Origin of the sequence: Parabacteroides sp. AD58 (genome assembly GCF_023744375.2) — a bacterium.
GTDB classification, from domain to species: Bacteria; Bacteroidota; Bacteroidia; order Bacteroidales; family Tannerellaceae; genus Parabacteroides; species Parabacteroides absconsus.
On the sequence record NZ_CP146284.1, the window covers coordinates 3,688,268 to 3,708,062 of the forward strand.

13 protein-coding genes are annotated in these 19,795 nt (G+C 41.7%); all 13 read left to right on the forward strand.

Annotated features, from left to right (window positions below):
• Window positions 1-399 precede the first annotated feature (399 nt).
• Window positions 400-3,453: a SusC/RagA family TonB-linked outer membrane protein gene (locus tag NEE14_RS15555; protein ID WP_251966172.1), complete on the forward strand. Its 3,054-nt coding sequence runs from the start codon at window positions 400-402 to the stop codon at window positions 3,451-3,453.
• 39 nt (window positions 3,454-3,492) lie between these two features.
• A complete protein-coding gene (locus NEE14_RS15560; RefSeq protein ID WP_251966173.1) occupies window positions 3,493-5,109 on the forward strand; it encodes a RagB/SusD family nutrient uptake outer membrane protein in 1,617 nt (538 codons plus the stop codon).
• A gap of 979 nt (window positions 5,110-6,088) precedes the next feature.
• A complete protein-coding gene (locus NEE14_RS15565; RefSeq protein ID WP_251966174.1) occupies window positions 6,089-9,346 on the forward strand; it encodes a SusC/RagA family TonB-linked outer membrane protein in 3,258 nt (1,085 codons plus the stop codon).
• Between the two features lie 25 nt (window positions 9,347-9,371).
• Window positions 9,372-10,847, forward strand: coding sequence for a SusD/RagB family nutrient-binding outer membrane lipoprotein (locus NEE14_RS15570; protein WP_251966175.1), 1,476 nt, complete (start codon window positions 9,372-9,374; stop codon window positions 10,845-10,847).
• A gap of 227 nt (window positions 10,848-11,074) precedes the next feature.
• On the forward strand, window positions 11,075-12,145 hold the full coding sequence (locus NEE14_RS15575) for a DUF4831 family protein (protein WP_251966176.1): 1,071 nt from the start codon (window positions 11,075-11,077) through the stop codon (window positions 12,143-12,145).
• A gap of 30 nt (window positions 12,146-12,175) precedes the next feature.
• On the forward strand, window positions 12,176-13,693 hold the full coding sequence (locus NEE14_RS15580; RefSeq protein ID WP_251966177.1) for a peptide MFS transporter: 1,518 nt from the start codon (window positions 12,176-12,178) through the stop codon (window positions 13,691-13,693).
• 23 nt (window positions 13,694-13,716) lie between these two features.
• On the forward strand, window positions 13,717-14,058 hold the full coding sequence (locus NEE14_RS15585; RefSeq protein WP_251966178.1) for a hypothetical protein: 342 nt from the start codon (window positions 13,717-13,719) through the stop codon (window positions 14,056-14,058).
• A gap of 64 nt (window positions 14,059-14,122) precedes the next feature.
• On the forward strand, window positions 14,123-15,100 hold the full coding sequence (gene bioB / locus NEE14_RS15590; protein ID WP_317259003.1) for a biotin synthase BioB: 978 nt from the start codon (window positions 14,123-14,125) through the stop codon (window positions 15,098-15,100).
• Complete coding sequence (gene bioA / locus NEE14_RS15595) at window positions 15,097-16,371, forward strand: adenosylmethionine--8-amino-7-oxononanoate transaminase (protein ID WP_251966180.1); 1,275 nt, start codon at window positions 15,097-15,099, stop codon at window positions 16,369-16,371. Before bioB ends, bioA begins: the two co-directional genes overlap by 4 nt.
• A complete protein-coding gene (locus tag NEE14_RS15600) occupies window positions 16,368-17,525 on the forward strand; it encodes an 8-amino-7-oxononanoate synthase (RefSeq protein ID WP_251966181.1) in 1,158 nt (385 codons plus the stop codon). The genes bioA and NEE14_RS15600 overlap by 4 nt, the downstream gene beginning before the upstream one ends.
• A 117-nt stretch (window positions 17,526-17,642) precedes the next feature.
• Complete coding sequence (locus NEE14_RS15605) at window positions 17,643-18,308, forward strand: DUF452 family protein (RefSeq protein ID WP_251966182.1); 666 nt, start codon at window positions 17,643-17,645, stop codon at window positions 18,306-18,308.
• On the forward strand, window positions 18,275-19,063 hold the full coding sequence (gene bioC / locus NEE14_RS15610) for a malonyl-ACP O-methyltransferase BioC (RefSeq protein WP_251966183.1): 789 nt from the start codon (window positions 18,275-18,277) through the stop codon (window positions 19,061-19,063). The genes NEE14_RS15605 and bioC overlap by 34 nt, the downstream gene beginning before the upstream one ends.
• 13 nt (window positions 19,064-19,076) lie before the next feature.
• Window positions 19,077-19,739 carry a dethiobiotin synthase gene (gene bioD / locus NEE14_RS15615; RefSeq protein WP_251966184.1) on the forward strand — a complete coding sequence of 221 codons (663 nt, stop codon included), beginning with the start codon at window positions 19,077-19,079 and terminating at the stop codon, window positions 19,737-19,739.
• Window positions 19,740-19,795: the final 56 nt, after the last annotated feature.

Below are 19,795 nucleotides of genomic sequence, written 5' to 3' on the forward strand. Positions count from 1 at the left end.
CAAAGATAAAGAAAAATTTGAGGATAATCCGAACTCTGGTAATTTTCTTTTTGTAAGCTCTTTTTGCAGAAGTCCCTTTTTAGATTGACATAGAATGTTTATATGAGTTTGAGTGAGATTGTTTTGCTTGAAGTTGTATGAAGTGGTATGTATAATGTTACTAATTTGTAAGATAAACGTAATATGTTCCATTTAAATTTGCGCCATATTTATAAAAATAATAAAAGCTTTTTAGTTTTTATTTGTATTTTTGCCGCTGATAAAGAATTTTAAAATCAGCAAGCAAGTAGGATTAGCGGATAAATACAACTTGTTTTTATTAAGGAAATTGTAGCTTATACTCATTTTGATTTGAGTTTTATTCGAGAATTTAATGTGATTTTTTCTAATAGGTTAGTTATGGAAAATTTGAAAACGATGGCAGTTCTTGCAGTTTGTGTAAGTTCTTCTGCCATCCCTTGTTCTTTAAATGCAGCTTCAGAAAACTCGGTTGATGAAGCGAAGAAACAGGTAGTCGAGTCAGTACCTGGTACGCAACAATCTGGAATAACTGTTACAGGTATAGTGGTGGACGCTTCAGGCGCGCCGGTAGTGGGTGCCAATGTGCTGGTTGCCGGAACGACAAATGGAGTAGTGACAGATTTAGATGGAAACTTTTCTTTGTCGGATGTTAAAAAGGGAGCTTTGCTGCAAGTCTCTTTTATTGGTTATCAGTCTTTGGAAGTAAAGGCTGATAGGAAAATGAGAATTGTCTTGAAAGAAGATTCCGAATTATTGGAAGAAGTTGTCGTTGTCGGTTATGGTACGATGCGAAGAAAAGATGTTACGAGTTCAATTTCTACAGTGCAGTCAGATGACTTAAATCAAGGTGTATATACAGATCCTGCTCAATTGTTGCAAGGAAAAGTAGCTGGTTTAACGATCACACAGTCTAGTAATCCGAATCAGTCTTCTTCTATTACTTTGCGTGGTGCATCTACCTTGCGTGAAGGTGCTGCTATGGAACCTTATTATATTATAGATGGTGTTCCGGGAGTTGATCTTTCTTTTGTCTCTCCGGATGATATAGAAACAATTGACGTTTTGCGTGATGCAACAGCTACAGCGATATATGGATCAAAAGCGGCTAATGGTGTTATCATCATTACTACAAAGCGTGGTAAATCCGGCCGTGCCAATGTAAGTTATAGTGGTTATGTAGCTTTCGATAGAGTGGCCAAGAATATGGATATGATGACGGCTGACGATTTAAGAAGCTATGCTGCGGCTAACAATTATACATTGCCTAACGATGAAGGAGCCAATACTGACTGGCAGAAAGAAGTACAGCGTACAGGCGTTTCTCATAATCATAATGTGTCTGTCAGTGGTGGAAATGATAAATCCAACTATAATATCAGTCTGAATTATGTGAACCGCGAAGGTGTGATCTTAGGTTCAAATATGCAGCGTTTTAATGCGCGGGCATTGGCTCAGTCAAAAGTATTGAAAGATCATTTGACTTTGTCATTGGGGGTTAATGGTAGTCAGTCTACTCATGATGGATTTGTTATGGAAGGAAATGGAGAAAGTGTTACAGATGCCATGCTTTATTATTCTCCTACTCAGCCTGTCCGGAATGACGATGGTTCCTGGTACGAATCGTTTGGTATTACACAATATTATAATCCGTTGTCTCTGATTTATGAAGATACGCAGAAAACCATTGATAAGAATATGATGATTACCGGTAAGGCAGATTTGAATATTCTTAAAGGACTGAACTGGAGTGCCAATTATTCGTATATGACGGATCAGAGTACGTATAGTGAATATCATTCTACAAAATCACAGTATGTCCGGAACAATGGTCAGGCAACCCGAAATACGTATATGGGTACTAAGAGTGTGTTTGAAACGTATGTCAATTACGATACTACAATAGCCGACCGTCACCGTTTGGGTGTCATGCTGGGATATTCTTGGGAGGAAACCATGACGGATGATGGTTTTGGTCTTACTGTGAAGGATTTTTATAATGATGATGTTACCTATAATAATCTGACTTATGCCAATACGATCGATGGTATAGATGGGGTTGAAAGTAAGGTAAAATCTACATTACGTATGATTTCTTTCTATGGTCGTTTGAATTATGTATTTAATGATAAGTACAGCCTTCAGGCAACTTTACGTCGGGATGGTTCTTCTGCTTTTGGAAAGAACAACCGTTGGGCAACCTTCCCATCTGTTTCAGCAGCCTGGCGGTTGTCTGATGAAGATTTTATCAAAGATCTGAATATCTTCGATGATTTGAAGTTTAGAGTAGGTTATGGTGTGAGTGGTAACTCATTAGGCTTTGATGCATATACGGCCAGAGAAACTTATGGTGTGTCGGGATGGTTCAGCTATACGGATGCCAATGGAAATACGTCGAATAAACATACTTTGGCTGCTACTAATAACTCAAATCCTGATTTGAAATGGGAGCGTACAGGTATGTTTAATGTTGGTTTGGATTTTGCATTTTTCAACAGCCGTTTGAATGGTACGATTGAATATTATAACAAACAAACAAGTGATCTGATCTATTATTATCCGGTATCTACTAACCGGTATCCTTTCGATACGATGACGGCCAATGTGGGTGATATCAGTAATAAAGGTATTGAATTAACTATTAATGCGGTTCCGGTCAAGACTCACGATTTTGAATGGAATACGACTTTAAACTTGGCGCATAATAAGAATGTGGTTGAAAAATTATCGAATGCGACTTTCTCTGTCGATTATCAGGATTTGGCGAGTCCAGGTATAGCCGGTAATAGTGATAAGTACGTACAGCGCCTGATGGAAGGGGCTCCGATCGGACAGTTCTATACTTACGAATGGGCAGGTTATACCGAAGATGGTGTTTCTCAGTTTTATGTTCATGATCCGGAAACAGGTGAACGGACCGGTGAAACGACAACAGAATTGAGAGATACAGACCGAACTAAAACGGGCAGTGCACAACCGAAGCTGACTTATGGTTGGAATAATACCTTAAATTATAAGAGATGGTCGTTGAATTTATTCTTCCAAGGTGTATTGGGAAATAAGATATTCAATGCGCTGCGTGCACAGTATAATTCTGTTTCTTTGGTTACTTCTGGTAAAAATGCTTTGAAGGAAGTTATGACCGACCAGCTATTTACAGATGTGAATGCCCAGGTTCCGTCTGATCGTTATTTGGAGAATGGTAGTTATTTACGCTTGGCGACTTTGTCTCTTGCATACAATTTTGGTAATCTGAGTGATTGGGCCAATAATCTGACTCTTTATGCGACTTGTAACAATGTCTTTACCGTTACAGGTTATAAAGGTACTGACCCTGAAGTCTCATTGGGAGGACTGACTCCGGGTATTGACTGGCGTGAAAATTATTATCCGCACACACGTACCTATATGATAGGCTTGAAGGTTAATTTCTAATGTCACATGTATTTTTAATAACTGAAAACGAATAAAAAAATGAATAAGAAAATTCAGATATTGATGACTGCCGGTTTACTAGGACTGACGGCAAGTTGTACCGATCTTGATGTTGATATTGATTCGCAATACACGGAATATCCTTCATCTTCAGAAGTAGCGGTTGAGGCAAAAATGGCGGATGTATATTATGCTTTTCGTAGTGCCTTAGGTAGTAGCTATAATCAGATTCAGACTTTATCGTCAGACGAAGCAACAGGAATCAGTTTTGATGGTGATTATTATGATGGCGGAACATACAGTCACACTTCGCTCCACAATTATTTGCCAACAGATGGAGGTTTAAGCTATTGGAGTGATTTGTCGAGTGGTATTACCCGTTGTAATACTGTAATTAAAGATTTTGGAGGTGACGAGGCTGATCCGTCTATTATTGCTCCAGCCCGGGCTATGCGTGCTTTCTATCATTTTATATTAATGGATAGTTTCGGGGATGTTCCTATTTTGGATAAAATACCGGATGAAGATGAAGCTGTTGAACGGAGTCCGAGAAAAGAGGTAGCCGAGTATATTGAGAGTGAACTATTGGACTGTCTGCCTTATTTAAATACGAGCAGCAATGAATCTACCTATGGTAAACCCAATAAGTGGATGGCTGAGGCTCTGCTGGTCAAGCTATATATTAACTGGGCTGTTTATACTTGTGGAGATGTAACGACTTATACCCCCGATCTGACCAATGCCAAACTGGCAGATTGCGTGAAGTATTGTGATGATATCATACAGAGCGGTCTCTTTGACCTGAGCGATGAATATCGTCGGAAGTTCTATCCGGACAACGGAGCACAGATCAAGGATTTTATATATGCCATGCCTTTTGATTGTACTTCCGCTCAGGGAATGTATTATGGCCGTTATCGTACCTTCCGTCGTATTGATGATGGAAATGGCGGATATTATGGTGGGCAGATGGGTAATTCATGTGCCGGAAACTTTGCTATGAACCCTGAATTCTCTGATTTGTTTTCTTTAGAAGGGGATCAGCGTAACGATGCTGTTCTGGGTGGTACGGTTTATAAATTTGATGGAGCTACTTACGAACCTACAGATGAAGTATTCCTTTATCAGGGTACGACTCCGTTGGTGTTCTCTAAAACAATTACATTGAAAGCTGAAAATGAGCAGTTGAATGTAGGGGCCGATTTTAATGGATGGTCACAAGGATATCGCTCTATTAAATTCTATCCGGATCCGACAGAGTATCGTGAGCATGGACGTAATCAAAGTAATGATGTACCTATTTTCCGTTATGCGGATATTCTGTTGACGAAAGCTGAGGCAATTCTTCGTGGAGCACAGGCGACAAATGGGGATACGCCATTATCTCTTTTCAATCAGATTCGGGGATATGTGAGTGCTCCGTTGCTGGAAGTTGCACCGACTTTACAGGATATTCTGGATGAAAGAGGACGTGAGTTCTTTGACGAAAACTGGCGTAGAAATGATATGATCCGTTTTGGAACCTTTGAAAGTGAATATGGTTTCCATAAAAAAGGTTTCCCGACAGCCCGTTTTGATAAAGAATGCCGTATATTACCCGTTCCTCAAGATGTGCTGAATGCAAATAGTAACTGGACGCAGAATCCGGGGTATTAATTGAGACAGTATCATTCTAAAATAATTGACCGGAATAGATTCCTTTCATGGAATTTGTTCCGGTATTTTTTTGTTTTATACTTGCTCGAGTTGGTTTCAAAGAAGATAATCTAATATGTAGTGTGAGCTTAAATTGAAATTCGTGAGAATTGAAATCAAAACCAACGAGAATTAAAAACAAAGCTAATAGGATTTGACTTGTATGTCTTAAAATTTGATTTAACATTATATTGTTATTTGTTTTTCATTAATGGAAATATTTTGATTGTGTACTTTGCGATTAAAGTGTCATTTTGACATTGAATATTCAGTTTTTCTGGAAATAATAATCGGTTTCTTATAAAATCAGGCCGCAATAAAGTGTCTTTTATGTTTTCTTGATAGTGGAATGCAAATAGATGTTTGTTTTATTTGTTTATATTAATATTGTTTTGCGAATATGGTTTGTTAAAATTTAGGGGTTAAAAGTGTTAAAGTGTGATTATATTTTGATTTAAAATGATTTGTTATTATTTTTACCGCAGAATTAATAATGAATAATAAAAATATGAACAGCAAAGGTGGTATTGAACTGGGAAAATAACAGTTTTTAATTTTGCTGATTTTAAGTATTGTCGTTAAAATTAGACAAAGAATCCACCGAGTAAATAATTAAATAAGTTCTTAATATTTTATGGAAGCCTTTTCTGATCTGTTGGAAAAATAGCATAGTTCAAACACAACTGTGTCTGTTTTAAGATTGAAAAGTCTGAAGAGAAGGCAGAAATAAAGAATATTACTGTAAACTTGAGAAATGAATTGGTTGTTAGGCCTGCTTCTAATTGGTTTCAAAAGAATAAGTTGTGTTTGGACTTAGTTGAGTAATAGTATGAATTTTGTCGATTGTATGGTTTATGGGCAAAAAGATTTTATCTGACAAGAATGTGTTATTTAATTATTGGATTCAGTAAGATGTAATAACTAACTTAAGGAAATGAAGATGGAAAAAGGAAGGCTAATTTTATTGGTTGCAGCTTCCGCTTGTATGGGGACGATGATTGCAACAGCTCAGACGACTCAGGTGACGGGTAGGGTAATATCGATGGAAGATAATACCCCAGTAATTGGTGCTACAGTCGTAGTGAAAGGTACAACAACAGGAACAGTAACTGATTTTGACGGAGCATTTTCTTTAGAAGTACCGGAAGGCGCTAAAACGCTTGTGATTTCGTATGTAGGAATGCAGAGTCAGGAATTGGCAGTAAAACCGCAAATGACAGTTAAGCTGGTTACTGATTCACAGAATTTGGATGAGGTCGTCGTTACGGCAATGGGTTTGACCCGTGAGAAAAAATCATTGGCTTATGCCGTTCAGGAAGTAGGATCTGAAGATTTGACAAAGGCAGGACAACTGAATGTAACGAGTGCTTTGTCTGGTAAAGTAGCCGGTGTACAGATTAACCAGTTTGGTGGTAGTGTTGGTGCTTCATCTCGTATTTCTATCCGTGGTAACTCTTCCTTGCAGAGTGACCAGCAGCCTCTGATCGTTGTTGACGGTGTACCTATTTCGAATGATACGCAGCGTACAGGTGATAATACATATAATGGTGTTGACTATGGTTCTGGTCTGAACGATATCAACCCGGAAGATATTGAGTCAATGACTGTCTTGAAAGGTGGTTCAGCCGCTTTGTACGGTATGCGTGCCGGTAACGGCGTTATCTTGATTACTACCAAATCAGGAAAGAAAAATAATGGTGTGAAAGTTTCATACGACGGTAATATCACAATCGATCGAGTAGCTAATTTGCCAAAGGTTCAGAATTCTTACGGACAAGGTAATAACGGTGATGAATATCACTGGCAATTAAACGCCCCGAATTTGAGTTATCAGGAATATGCTGAGCAGTATGGTTTCAACTGGGTGGATGGATCGAATGGTATCAATGACTTTTATGATGAATCATGGGGACCTCGTTTGGATGCCGGATTAAACCTGGTACAATACGACAGTAATGGTGAAAAGGTTCCTTGGGTTTCTCGTCCGAACAATGTGAAGGATTTCTTCCAGACAGGTGTATCTCAGAATCATACTATTTCGGTCGCTGCCAATTCAGAAAAAGCAAGTACACGTGCTTCTCTTTCTTATCGTGGTCAGACGGGTACGGTTCCTAACACTGACCAGAAGCGATATTCAGCCTCTTTGAATACATCTATCAAATTAAATAAATATTTTACGTATGATCTGAGTACCAGTTATACGCGTACCCAAAGTGATAACTTGGTAGGTCAGGGATATGGTGGTAACAACCCGATCAACTCTTTGATTGCCTGGTCTGGACGTCAGATTAATATGCAGACCTTGAAAGAAAATTGGGATCAGAAAGATGCATCCGGTAATTATACCTATTATAACTGGAATACTAATTATCATATGAACCCGTATTTCACGGTATATGAGAATACGAACAGCTATCAGCGTGACCGTGTGTTTGGTAAGACTTCATTGTATTATCAGCCATTTGAATTTTTGAAGATAGAAGGTCGTGCCGGATTGGATTATTATAATTCAACTGCTTTTGAGCGTCACTATATTGACCGCTCCGACTATCCGGAAGGAGGTTTCTCTCAGATAAATGATAAGAATACAGAGTTAAACTTAGATTTGATCGCTAGCTTTAACAAGACGTTCGGTGATTTCAACATTACAGCGATGGCGGGTGCCAACTACCGGGATGTGTCTTGGGAGAATACTGAATTTGGTGCGGCAGCATTGACCGTATTGGGTGTTTATACAATCGCTAATAAGAAAAGTGATGCTGTTACAGCAATGGACCACAGTCATATTCGTTCAAACTCTGTCTATGCCAATGCTTCTGTCGGATGGAAGAACCAGTTGTATTTAGATGTCAGTGCCCGTAACGATTGGAGTTCTACAATCAATGAATCGTTCTTTTATCCTTCGGCCAGTTTGAGCTGGATTGCTACAGAAACTTTGCCTTGGCTGAAAGGTGACGGCTCTGCACTTTCTTTTTTGAAACTGCGTGGTGGTTGGGCTGAAATCGGTAACGCAACGACAGCTTATCGTAACCGTGCCTATTATTACTTGGATACGGATGGTTCATTCAATGGAGTTGCTCAGATTTATAAGAGTACGACTTATCCGAATGAGAATTTGAAACCGGAAAGTATAAAGACGTGGGAAATTGGTGCCGAATTCGGATTCTTGCATGACCGTTTACATTTGGACGTAGCTTATTACAAAAAGACGACAACCGATCAGATCTTGAATGTAACCGTTCCTTATTCTACTGGATATTCATCTTTGCTGATCAATGCCGGTGAAATCCAAAACAAGGGTGTAGAAATTCAGTTAAGTGGCGATATCTTGCAGAGCAAGAAAGGTTTGAATTGGACCAGTACGTTCAATTTCTCGAAGGATAACAGTAAGGTTATTGAGTTGTATCCGGAAATGGGATTGGATACGTATGGTATTGGTTGGACATGGGGTATTGCAACACAAGCCGTTGAAGGGGAGAAGTGGGGTTCTTTAGTTGGAACCGGTTTTGCCCGTATAACAGCCGATGATGTAAAAGCAGGTACTGCTACCTCTGATCAGATTGGTTCGATCAAAGTCAATTCAAATGGACTTGCCCAGACTGAAAGTGCTGTTAATTTCGGAAATGTAACTCCTGATTTCCTGTTAAACTGGCGAAATGATTTCACGATCCAGAATTTCAACTTTGGATTCTTGCTGGATTTGCGTATTGGTGGTGATATTTGGTCACAGACCATGAATCACAGTTATTCTGCCGGTACATCTATCGTTACTGCCGAGAATGGTATCCGTGAACGTGAAATCGTGGCAGGTGTGGATGTGATGGATGATGAACGTTTTGTTATGCAAGATGCCAGTGGTAATTGGGTAACCAATACGATCAAGACGAATGCATATAGCTGGTTTAAGAATGAGGTTTCTGAATATTACACCTTTGATGGTTCGTTCTTAAAATTGCGTGAGGCTTATATTTCATATACTTTCCCGAAAGCATGGATGGCTAAGACCCGTTATATCAGCAATGCGACGGTATCGTTGATTGGTAACAACTTGGCATTGCTTTGGGTACATAAATCTAACACGATGCGTCTGGATCCGGAAACTGGTGGTGTATCCAGTGATAGCCGTGGTGTCGGTTTCGAGCAGGCTGCTGTTCCGTCGTCTCGCAGTTTCGGTCTGAAAGTAAATCTTACATTTTAATTAATCGTTTTAACAAGCATTGAGTATGAAAAATATATTTAAACTGACAACGGTTGCCTCTTTGGCTGTTTCTTTGATGTTGGGAGGTTGTACCAGTAACTTTGATGAGATTAACAGTGACCCGGATGCGTTGGAGACGGGTGCTCCCACCAATATGCTGGGATATGCCTTACGCGAAACTATGTCAAGACAGGCCGGATTTGATGCCACGGAAGCATGGGCGGGGTATATTGTCAAGATTCAGTATATGGATAACTACAACTATCTCCCAACTAACAATACATATGGTAATAAGTTCTCTAACTGCTACCGACGAATTGTGTTGTTGGATGATATCTTGGCTCTGACGGAAGAAAATGCGGACGAGCTTAAAAACATCCGTTGGGCTTCCCGTATCTTCAAGGAATATTTGTGGCTGCTGAATACTGACCAGTTTGGAGACATACCATATACAGAAGCCAACAAGGTAGAGGATGGCCAAATGAAGCCGAAATATGACTCTCAGGAAATTATTTATCCGGCTATTTTGGAGAATCTGAAAGCCATTGCGGATGAAATGGCTGCAGGATTAGGTTCCGACAATATTGGAGAGGGTGACTTCTTGTTTGGCGGAGATATTCAGAGATGGCAGAAGTTCTGTAACTCGTTGCGCCTGCGTGCCGCCATGCGTATTGTAAACGTAGCTCCGGATTTGGCAAAGAGTACCATTGAAGAAGTTTGCCAAAACCTGACAAGTTATCCGGTATTGGAAACCAGCGCAGAGAATGCTTATTTCTACTGGCAAGGTTCATCTCCTTACTTTGAACCTTATTACAATGATTTCCGTACACGTGATGATTATGGTATGAGTAATATTTTCGTCAATCACTTGTTAAGTACAGAAGATCCTCGAATTTCAGCGATTATGCAGCCGGCAGCTACTGATGGCGTCTATCGTGGATATGAAAATGGAGCATTATCTGCACCGTCTAACATTCAGACCATATCTCGTATGGGAGTTATGTATCGTGAAGAACCGGCAGGTTTTACGCCTATATTGAAATCTTGTGAGAACTATTTCATCATGGCAGAAGCCGCTATGCGGGGTTGGAACGTGGGTATTTCTGCTCAGGAAGCATACGAAACTGCCGTGAAAATCTCCATGGAAGACAATGGTGTTTCTGCTGCTGATGCCGAAACGTATTTGGCGAATGCCGGGAAGTGGGATAACACCCTCGAACGGATCTATATGGAAGAGTGGGTCGCTCTGTTTAAAGAAAACTGCGAGGCTTGGAGCTTATACCGCCGAACTGGTTATCCGAAAGAAATCCGGACATCGGGCGAATATCCGGGTAAATTCTGTAGCTTCGGAACTGCCCATAATGATGTTCCGTTCCGTATGCCATATCCGGATAATGAATATCAGTACAATAAAGAAAATGTAGAAGCTGCAACGGTAGATGTTGTAGATAATACATGGGGTAAACAGATGTGGTGGGATACACGTACAAATGTTCATTAAAGACTTTTCAACCTTTTCATAATTACACACACATAGGAGACCTTTTGGTAAGAGAGCTTATCAAAGGTCTCTTTTTTATTAAATAGCTGGATGTAACTTTCTGATAAACGTTGTTTTTAGGATTGGAAAAGGGGCTAATTGTACTTTAAATGAAATGTTGTCTAAATACAAGAAATTTTGTATGTTTGTAACCGTATTAAAGGAAAAGAACAAAAAGAATAGATGATATGATCAGGAATATCGTATTATTAGCAGGGCTGCTGGCGTCGTTTTCGGCTGTTGCTCAGACGAAAGTGGTTAAGGCAAATGCAGTAAAAGCCAATGATTATGGCATTACTTATTCATTGCCAAAGACGAATTTGGTGGTTGATGCAGAAGTTACGAAAGTAACTTGTAAGGCTGGACCTTATTATCAGTACGCCGAGAAATACTTGGGGGTTAAGAAAGTGATTACTCAAGATGAAGTTTATTATGAATTAGGAAAGGTAAAGCTCATCAACAGAGGTGTTCCAGATAAAGATAATACGTATATTGTTTCTTTCAAGCCCGGAACAGTTGCTCCATATACCTATTTGACGGAAGATGGTCTGTTATGTTCGATTAATGCTGAATACACGCCTGATTCGACTGTAGAAGGAAATACTTCAGCTAAAAAGGCTAAGAAAGCCGTAGCAACGGATGTCTCTGTTTTTTCGGAAGAACTGTTGATGGCTGGATCTACGGCTAAACAGGCTGAGGTCGCTGCTAAACAGATTTACCGTATCCGTGAAAGCCGTATGAATATTTTGACAGGTGAAGCTGATAATCTGCCACCTGACGGTCAGGCTATGCAGCTGGTGATTGAAGAGCTGGAAGCTCAAGAACAAGCTTTGACCAATCTTTTTGTGGGTGTTATGACCCGGTCAACGGATCATTATGAGGTAACTGTTGAGCCGGATGGTGATTTAGAAAAAGAAATCCTGTTCCGTTTTTCAGAACATTTGGGTGTTGTTGATGCCGATGATTTGGCCGGTCAACCCGTCTATATGAACTTGAAGGCGACAGATCGTGCTCCACAATTGGATCCGAAAGAGGCTGAAAAGAAAGAAAAGAGCTTGAAGGGTATTGTTTATAATGTTCCGGGTAAGGCTAGCGTTGAAATCTTTACGAGCCGGAAATCTCTGTACAAAGGAGAAGCTCAGATTACTCAGTTTGGAACACGTGAGGCTCTGGCGCCTGTCATGTTTGAAGATAAGAAAGCTCCGGTGAAGGTTTATTTCTATCCTGAAACGGGAGCGATCAAGCAGATCATTCAATAATTTATTAATCTATATTTAACTTATACTTATATGTTTGGAGGACAACCTAAAGGATTGTATGCGTTAGCCTTGGCCAATACCGGTGAACGATTTGGCTATTATACCATGCTCGCAGTTTTTGTATTATTTTTACAAGCCAACTTCGGTTTTTCAACAGGAACAGCTGGTTTGATTTATTCCGTTTTCCTGGGTTTTGTTTATTTCCTGCCTTTATTTGGAGGAATGCTGGCCGATAAATATGGATTCGGGAAGATGGTGACTATCGGTATCACCATTATGTTTTTCGGTTATTTGTTATTGGCCATTCCTTTAGGAACAGGCATACCTGCTATTGCAGCTATGGGCGGTGCTTTGGCATTGATCTGTGCGGGAACAGGACTCTTTAAAGGGAACTTACAGGTTTTAGTCGGTAACTTATATGACGAGGCTCGTTTCTCCAACAAACGAGATTCTGGTTTCCAGATTTTCTATATGGCTATCAACATCGGAGCTATGTTTGCTCCTACAGCTGCCATCAAAATGATGGAATGGGCACAGACATCGTTAGGCATGAGCGAAGCTGATTCTTATCACCTGGCTTTTGCTGTAGCATGTGCTTCGCTGGTTTTTTCTATTATTGTTTATTATTTGTTCCGTGGAACATTCAAACATGCTGACCGTACAAAAGTAGCAGCCTCTTCTTCTGATTCGAAGGTTGAGGAATTAAGTCCGGCTGCCACTAAAGAACGTATCGTTTGTCTCTGTCTGGTTTTTGCGGTGGTTATTTTCTTCTGGATGGCATTCCATCAGAACGGTTCAACGCTGACTTATTTTGCCCGTGATTATACGGCAACGACTTCAACAGGAATTGCCAGCATGGCTTTTGATGTAATTAATCTTGTATTTGGTATCCTCATTGTGTATGGCCTGTTTGGTTTGTTCCAAAGTACAACAGGAAAAGGAAAAACTATTTCTGCTGTTGTTATTCTAGCAGCAATTGCAGGTTTGATTTATAAATACAACGGACTGCCGGATGTAACGAATGTAAGTGCTCCGATTTTCCAGCATTTTAATGCTTGTTTTGTTGTTGCATTGACTCCAGTATCAATAGCCTTGTTCGGTATGTTGGCCAAGAAGGGTAAAGAACCTTCTGCTCCATTGAAGATCGGATTAGGTATGTTGGTAGCAGCAGTGGCTTATATATTAATGACCATTGGTTCAATCGGTCTTCCTGCTCCTACGTTCGATGCAGCTGGTCAGCCGCAGCATATGGCTGATGTAACTCCAAACCTGTTGATCGGAACTTATCTGATTCTTACATTTGCTGAGTTGTTGCTTTCACCGATTGGTATTTCTTTTGTATCGAAAGTGGCTCCTCCAAAATATGCAGGTATGATGATGGGTGGCTGGTTTGTATCTACAGCTATTGGTAATCTGCTTGTAAGTATCCCTGCATTGATGTGGGGCGCTTCTCTGACGGTCGTTTGGGGCGTATTAGTTGGCATCTGTTTGGTAGCTGCTCTTTTCATATTCATCATCCTGAAGCGATTGGAGAAAGTTGCTAAGTAAAGTACAGTAAACAATTATTGGCGATGAGAAAGCAGTATAGGACATATAAGCCGGTTGTTCTCCGTTTCAGAAAATGGAGCCGGAAAGCGTATGCTGCTTTTATCAGTATTCATCATACCGTAAATATCGGACAACTGGCTACTTATGTAGCTGATCGTTTTCAGGCCAAGAACCTTTCGTTGCACGGTTATTTGTGTTCGTTGGTTGGTCTGATGTCAGTAGATGTACAGGTGCAGGAAGATATTTGTGAAGATGAAACAGAACTTCTGCAGAAAGGAATAAGTGGATTCTTATGTCCGGTGGTATTTGATTTGCCTGTTGTTGCCAGTGAAGAAAACGAATGGAATAATTATAATAAATCATAGATGAAAGCGGATAGATATCCTTCGGGATGTCTGTCCGCTTTTTTGTTTAGTAGAGAGAAATATGTTGGTTGAAGAATTAAAACAACAAGTTTTGGACGGCAGATGGCTGGACGAACAGCAGGCAAAGTCTTTGCTGGATGAAGATCGTGAAGCATTGTACGCTGCTGCCCATGAAATAACCCGTTATTATATGGGGAATAAGTTTGATACGTGTTCTATCATTAACGTCCGAAGTGGTAATTGCGGAGAAAACTGCAAATGGTGTGCTCAGTCGGCTCATTATCCGACGAAAGTCAATCTGTATCCGTTGTTGCCAGCCGAAGAATGTGTGCGCCATGCTGTTTATAATTATCAGCAGGGAATCGGTCGTTTTGCCTTGGTAACAAGTGGAAAGCGTGTCAATGCACAGGGTATGCAGCAGATTGTGGAAACGGTAAAGGCGATTAAGAAGCATTGCGGTATCAAGTGCTGTGCGTCAATGGGGCTGTTGAAACGGGAAGAATTGCAGGCTTTGTATGATAGTGGTGTGGAGAATTATCATTGTAATATCGAAACAGCTCCTTCCTATTTTCCTGAATTGTGTACAACTCATACAATAGAGCAGAAGATGGAAACGATCCATATGGCACGTGAAATCGGATTCCGGGTTTGTTGCGGCGGTATTATCGGAATGGGAGAGACGATGGAGCAGCGTATTGAGATGGCTCTTTTCCTCCAGCGGGAAGAGATTCTTTCCATTCCTCTTAATTTATTGCAGCCGATACCCGGAACTCCATTGGAACATGCTGTCCCTTTGTCTGATGAAGAATTCCTGACAACGGTAGCTCTTTTCCGTTTTATCAATCCGAAAGCTTTCTTGCGTTTCTCCGGTGGTCGTGCCCAGTTGAGTGAAGCGGTACAGCGTAAGGCTTTATATATAGGTATTAACTCTGCTATTATCGGTGATTTACTGACGACAATCGGCAGCCGGGTAGAAGCAGACAGACAATTATTCACCTCCGAAGGTTATTCGCTGACGGAACAAACAGATTGGGAAAAATGACAACAGAAGAGTTATTAGCATTTGACCGGGAACATATCTGGCATCCATATACCTCAACGATTGATCCGTTGCCTGTTTATCCTGTAGCAAGTGCGCAGGGTGTCCGTATTCGTTTGGCGGATGGAAGAGAGTTAATAGACGGTATGTCTTCCTGGTGGGCGGCAGTTCACGGGTATAATCATCCGGTTTTGAATGCGGCTGCCGAGGCTCAGCTGAAGAAAATGAGCCACATTATGTTTGGCGGTATTACACATGAGCCGGCAGTCGAACTGGTTTCGAAGTTATTACCGATTCTTCCTCCATCAATGGATAAGGTCTTCCTGGCAGATACAGGTTCAGTTGCTGTGGAAGTAGCCATGAAAATGGCCATCCAATATTGGCAGTCTCAGGGAAAAGCCCGGAAACATGCATTTGCAACTATTCGAAGCGGTTACCACGGTGATACGTGGCACGCCATGTCGGTTTGCGATCCGGTAACAGGTATGCATGGCATCTTTGCCGGAAGTCTGCCGGTACAGTATTTTATTCCGCAGCCGCCGGTGCGTTTTGCGGAAGAGTGGAACGAGGAAGCCATTCATCCTTTGGAAGATTTGCTTCAGCATCACGCTGATGATATTGCAGCTTTGATTTTGGAACCGGTAGTACAAGGTGCGGGCGGTATGTATTTTTATTCGCCGACATATTTGGTGCGTGCCCGTGAGTTGTGTAATCAATACAACGTATTGCTGATATTCGACGAGATTGCTACCGGCTTCGGTCGGACGGGAAAACTCTTTGCCTGGGAATGGGCGGGTGTGGAACCCGATATTATGTGTATCGGAAAGGCTTTGACTGGCGGGTACATGACTTTATCAGCTACAATTACTACACAGCCGATTGCTGATATGATCTGTTCGGGCGAGGCCGGATGCTTTATGCATGGTCCGACATTTATGGGTAATCCGTTGGCCTGTGCGGTGGCTTCTGCTTCGGTTTCTTTGTTGTTGGAGAGTGGTTGGCAGGAAAAGGTAAAACGCATCGAAACTCAGTTGAAAACAGAACTGGCTCCGGCAGCCGATTACCCAACGGTCCGTGAAGTTCGTGTGTTGGGAGCCATTGGGGTTGTTGAAATGAAAGAACCGGTTAATATGGCTTATATGCAACGGCGTTTTGTAGAAGAAGGCATTTGGGTGCGTCCGTTTGGTAAGTTAGTGTATGTGATGCCTCCATTTATTATATCTCCCGAAGAATTGCATCAGCTGACGACGGGTTTATTACGAGTTTTGTCATGAAAGATTATCAGAAACTATTGAATGATTTAGCTTCGAAAGGCTGTTTGCGTAGTTTACCGCATGTTGTCCACGATGGTAAATGGATTGAGCGGAATGGCCAGCGGATGCTGAATCTTTCGTCTAACGATTACTTAGGACTGGCCAATGATACAGGGCTTCGGAATGAGTTCTTGGATTCATTGCGAGCTTCTTCATTGCCTTTGTCTTCGTCCTCTTCCCGGCTGTTGACCGGAAACTTTACGGTGTATGAAGAGTTGGAGCAACTGTTGGCACATACATTTGGACGTGAGGCCGCGCTGGTGTTTAATAGCGGTTATCATGCCAATACTGGAATTTTACCTGCCTTGGCCGATAAGCAGACGCTTTTAGTAGCCGACAAGCTGGTGCATGCCAGTATCATCGACGGTTTGCTGTTGAGCGGCGTTTCTTTCCTCCGATACCGGCATAATGATTATGATCATCTGGAGCAGATACTTCAAAAAGAGACTTCCCGGTATGAGCAGGTCATAGTGGCAACCGAAAGCATATTCAGTATGGATGGTGATGTGGCCGATTTGAATCGGCTGGTTTCATTAAAGCGGAACTATCCGAATGTTATGCTGTATGTCGATGAGGCACATGCCATCGGAGTTCGAGGAGCCCGTGGTTTAGGTGTCGCCGAAGAGTGCGGTTGTCTGCAGGAGATCGATTTATTAGTTGGAACATTCGGAAAAGCGATGGCTTCAATGGGTGCTTATGTCTTGTGCAGTCAGGTGATCCGTGATTATCTGATTAATACAATGCGCCCTCTGATATTCAGTACCGCTTTGCCTCCGGCCCAGATAGCCTGGACTACTTTCCTGTTCCGGCGTTTGCTTCAGATGGAATCCCGGCGTCAGCATTTGGCGGCCATCAGCCGCCGGCTGGCAGCTGTGCTTCATGGCCATGGAGGAGAGATATCGAACAGTCATATTGTTCCGTTTATTGTGGGTGAAAACGAGGAATGTGTATGGACGGCAGAACAGTTGCAACGGCATGGTTTCTATTGCCTTCCGGTTCGTCCGCCAACTGTTCCGAAGGGAACATCCCGCATCCGTTTTTCCTTGACAGCCGATATGACAGATGAGGAAATTAATCATCTGGTAGCACATCTCTCAGAGGGAATAAATGCCTGAAATATAGGCTTTGTAAGAACTGTAAGAAAAAAGCCGGCGTATTTTTATGAAAAGCCGGCGTATTTTAATAAAAAGCTGGCGTATTTTTAGAAAAAAAGCCGGCGTGTTTTCATACATATGCAGGTAGATAAATTTATAAACGAAAAATATGCACGATTACTGTTGTTCTTTTGTGGTTGGTCGGTTTCTCCCACCTTCTTTTATACGATGAAAGCAGAAGAGGATCAAGACGTCTGGTTCGTATCAGATTATAGAGATCTGAATTTTAATGAAGATTTGTCTGTTTATCGTTCTGTTACCTTAATCGCCTGGTCATTGGGTGTATGGGTTGCAGAGCAACTTTTTGGCGGGAGGTCTTCGGTCGTCTGGGAACAAAAGATTGCTATTAATGGAACCGGTTGTCCTATCCATGATACTGAAGGTATTCCGGAAGTGATTTTTCGGGGAACACTGGATAATCTGACACCAGACGGCATCCGTCGGTTTAATCGTCGGATGTGTGCCAGCAAGGAGCGACTAGCGGCCTGGGAAAGAGTGCCGTCACGACCTTTGGAAGAGATATCCGATGAACTTCGTTTCTTGTTTCAGGCTATTCAGGCACGAAAAGATAAACCAGTATCCTTTTCGTGGGACCAGGCCATCGTCGGTTTATCAGACCGGATCTTTCCAACGGCCAATCAATTAGCACATTGGCAGCGTCGGAATGTCCGGATAAAAGAAATAGAAGCTCCTCATGATCCTTTTGGCTTATGGAAACAATGGAACGAACTATCAGTGAAATAGACCAGGAACGGGTTCGCCGGAAGTTCAATCGGGCTTGTTCTACGTATGATGAGTCTGCCGTAGCCCAACAGCAGATTGCTCGGCATTTGTCGGCTGTATGGGAAATATATCAGCAAAAACATGGTTTCCAGCCCGCAACGGCCTTGGAAATCGGTTGCGGAACCGGTGGATTCACCCGTTATCTGCAATCCTCTTGTACTTCGGCTGTCTGGACGCTGAATGATCTGTATCCGGCTTGTGCCGAAAAAGCCTTGCGGTTTTGTGCTGTAAATACGCATTTTGTTTGTGCGGATGCTACTGCTTATCCTTGGATAGGTCCGTTTGAACTGATTGCATCTTCGTCTGTGTTCCAATGGTTCCCGGCTCCCGGACCCTTTGTTCAACGCTTGGCCAGTTGTCAGAAGTCGGGCGATGTTTTGTTGTTTTCCACCTTCTTACCGGGAAATTTAGGTGAAATTCGGGAACTGACCGGACAAGGACTTGTCTATCCTTCGGCTGGGCAATGGCGTGACTGGTTGAGCTCTCTGTATGATATGGAGCATATCGAAGAAAGTGAAATCCGTCTGTTGTTCTCTTCGCCGAAAGCAGTACTGCGGCACTTGAAAGAAACAGGTGTAACCGGGAATCATGCTGAGTTTTGGACGCCTGGACGGCTTCGGGCATTCAGTGCCGCCTATCAGGAAAGATTTGGAACCGTAAATCAACAAGTAACATTAACATATCGGCCATTATATGTATTGGCCGTCAGAAAATAATAAGTAGAAAGCAATGGGAAAAGTTTTATTTGTTACCGGTATTGATACCAATATCGGGAAGACGTATGCGACAGGTTTGTTGGCTAAAGCTATTGCTGCCGCAGGGAAAACAGTTATCACGCAGAAAATGGTACAGACCGGTTGTCTGGAAATTTCTGAAGATATTGAAATGCACCGGAAAATACAGGGAATTCCATTGACGGAAGAAGATCGTTCAGGGCTGACTTGTCCTTATATCTTTACTTATCCGTGTTCACCGCACATGGCTGCTGACCGCGATGGTCGTACCATTGATTATGCGGTAATTGCCTCGGCTACCCGTCAGTTGCAGGATAAATACGAATATGTCTTATTGGAAGGAGCCGGCGGATTGATGGTGCCTGTTGATCATCATGTCCTGACAATCGACTATATTCAGGAACATCAGTATCCGGTAATTTTAGTCACGAATGGTCGATTAGGCAGTATTAATCATACTCTGTTAAGTCTTTCAGCTTGTAAGCAATACGGGATAAAAGTCGCAGCCTTGGTTTATAACCGGTATCCGGAAGAAGATGCCGCAATCGAAAAGAATACATTGGATTATTTGAAAGAACGATTGCCGCAGCTTCCAATTATTCTGTTGCCTGATGCAACAAAAGACGATACTTTGCCTGATGTAGCTGCACTTTTATAATAAATATCGCTCTTTTTTTATCTGTTAAATGAAAAATATTCGGGTTTCATGATGTT

What these genes read in the sequence shown, in the direction of transcription:
- NEE14_RS15555 (WP_251966172.1), top strand. Translation starts at nt 400, where the DNA reads ATGGAAAATTTGAAAACGATGGCAGTTCTTGCAGTTTGTGTAAGTTCT.
- NEE14_RS15560 (WP_251966173.1), top strand. Translation starts at nt 3,493, where the DNA reads ATGAATAAGAAAATTCAGATATTGATGACTGCCGGTTTACTAGGACTG.
- NEE14_RS15565 (WP_251966174.1), top strand. Translation starts at nt 6,089, where the DNA reads ATGGAAAAAGGAAGGCTAATTTTATTGGTTGCAGCTTCCGCTTGTATG.
- NEE14_RS15570 (WP_251966175.1), top strand. Translation starts at nt 9,372, where the DNA reads ATGAAAAATATATTTAAACTGACAACGGTTGCCTCTTTGGCTGTTTCT.
- NEE14_RS15575 (WP_251966176.1), top strand. Translation starts at nt 11,075, where the DNA reads ATGATCAGGAATATCGTATTATTAGCAGGGCTGCTGGCGTCGTTTTCG.
- NEE14_RS15580 (WP_251966177.1), top strand. Translation starts at nt 12,176, where the DNA reads ATGTTTGGAGGACAACCTAAAGGATTGTATGCGTTAGCCTTGGCCAAT.
- NEE14_RS15585 (WP_251966178.1), top strand. Translation starts at nt 13,717, where the DNA reads ATGAGAAAGCAGTATAGGACATATAAGCCGGTTGTTCTCCGTTTCAGA.
- bioA (WP_251966180.1), top strand. Translation starts at nt 15,097, where the DNA reads ATGACAACAGAAGAGTTATTAGCATTTGACCGGGAACATATCTGGCAT.
- NEE14_RS15600 (WP_251966181.1), top strand. Translation starts at nt 16,368, where the DNA reads ATGAAAGATTATCAGAAACTATTGAATGATTTAGCTTCGAAAGGCTGT.
- NEE14_RS15605 (WP_251966182.1), top strand. Translation starts at nt 17,643, where the DNA reads ATGCAGGTAGATAAATTTATAAACGAAAAATATGCACGATTACTGTTG.
- bioC (WP_251966183.1), top strand. Translation starts at nt 18,275, where the DNA reads ATGGAAACAATGGAACGAACTATCAGTGAAATAGACCAGGAACGGGTT.
- bioD (WP_251966184.1), top strand. Translation starts at nt 19,077, where the DNA reads ATGGGAAAAGTTTTATTTGTTACCGGTATTGATACCAATATCGGGAAG.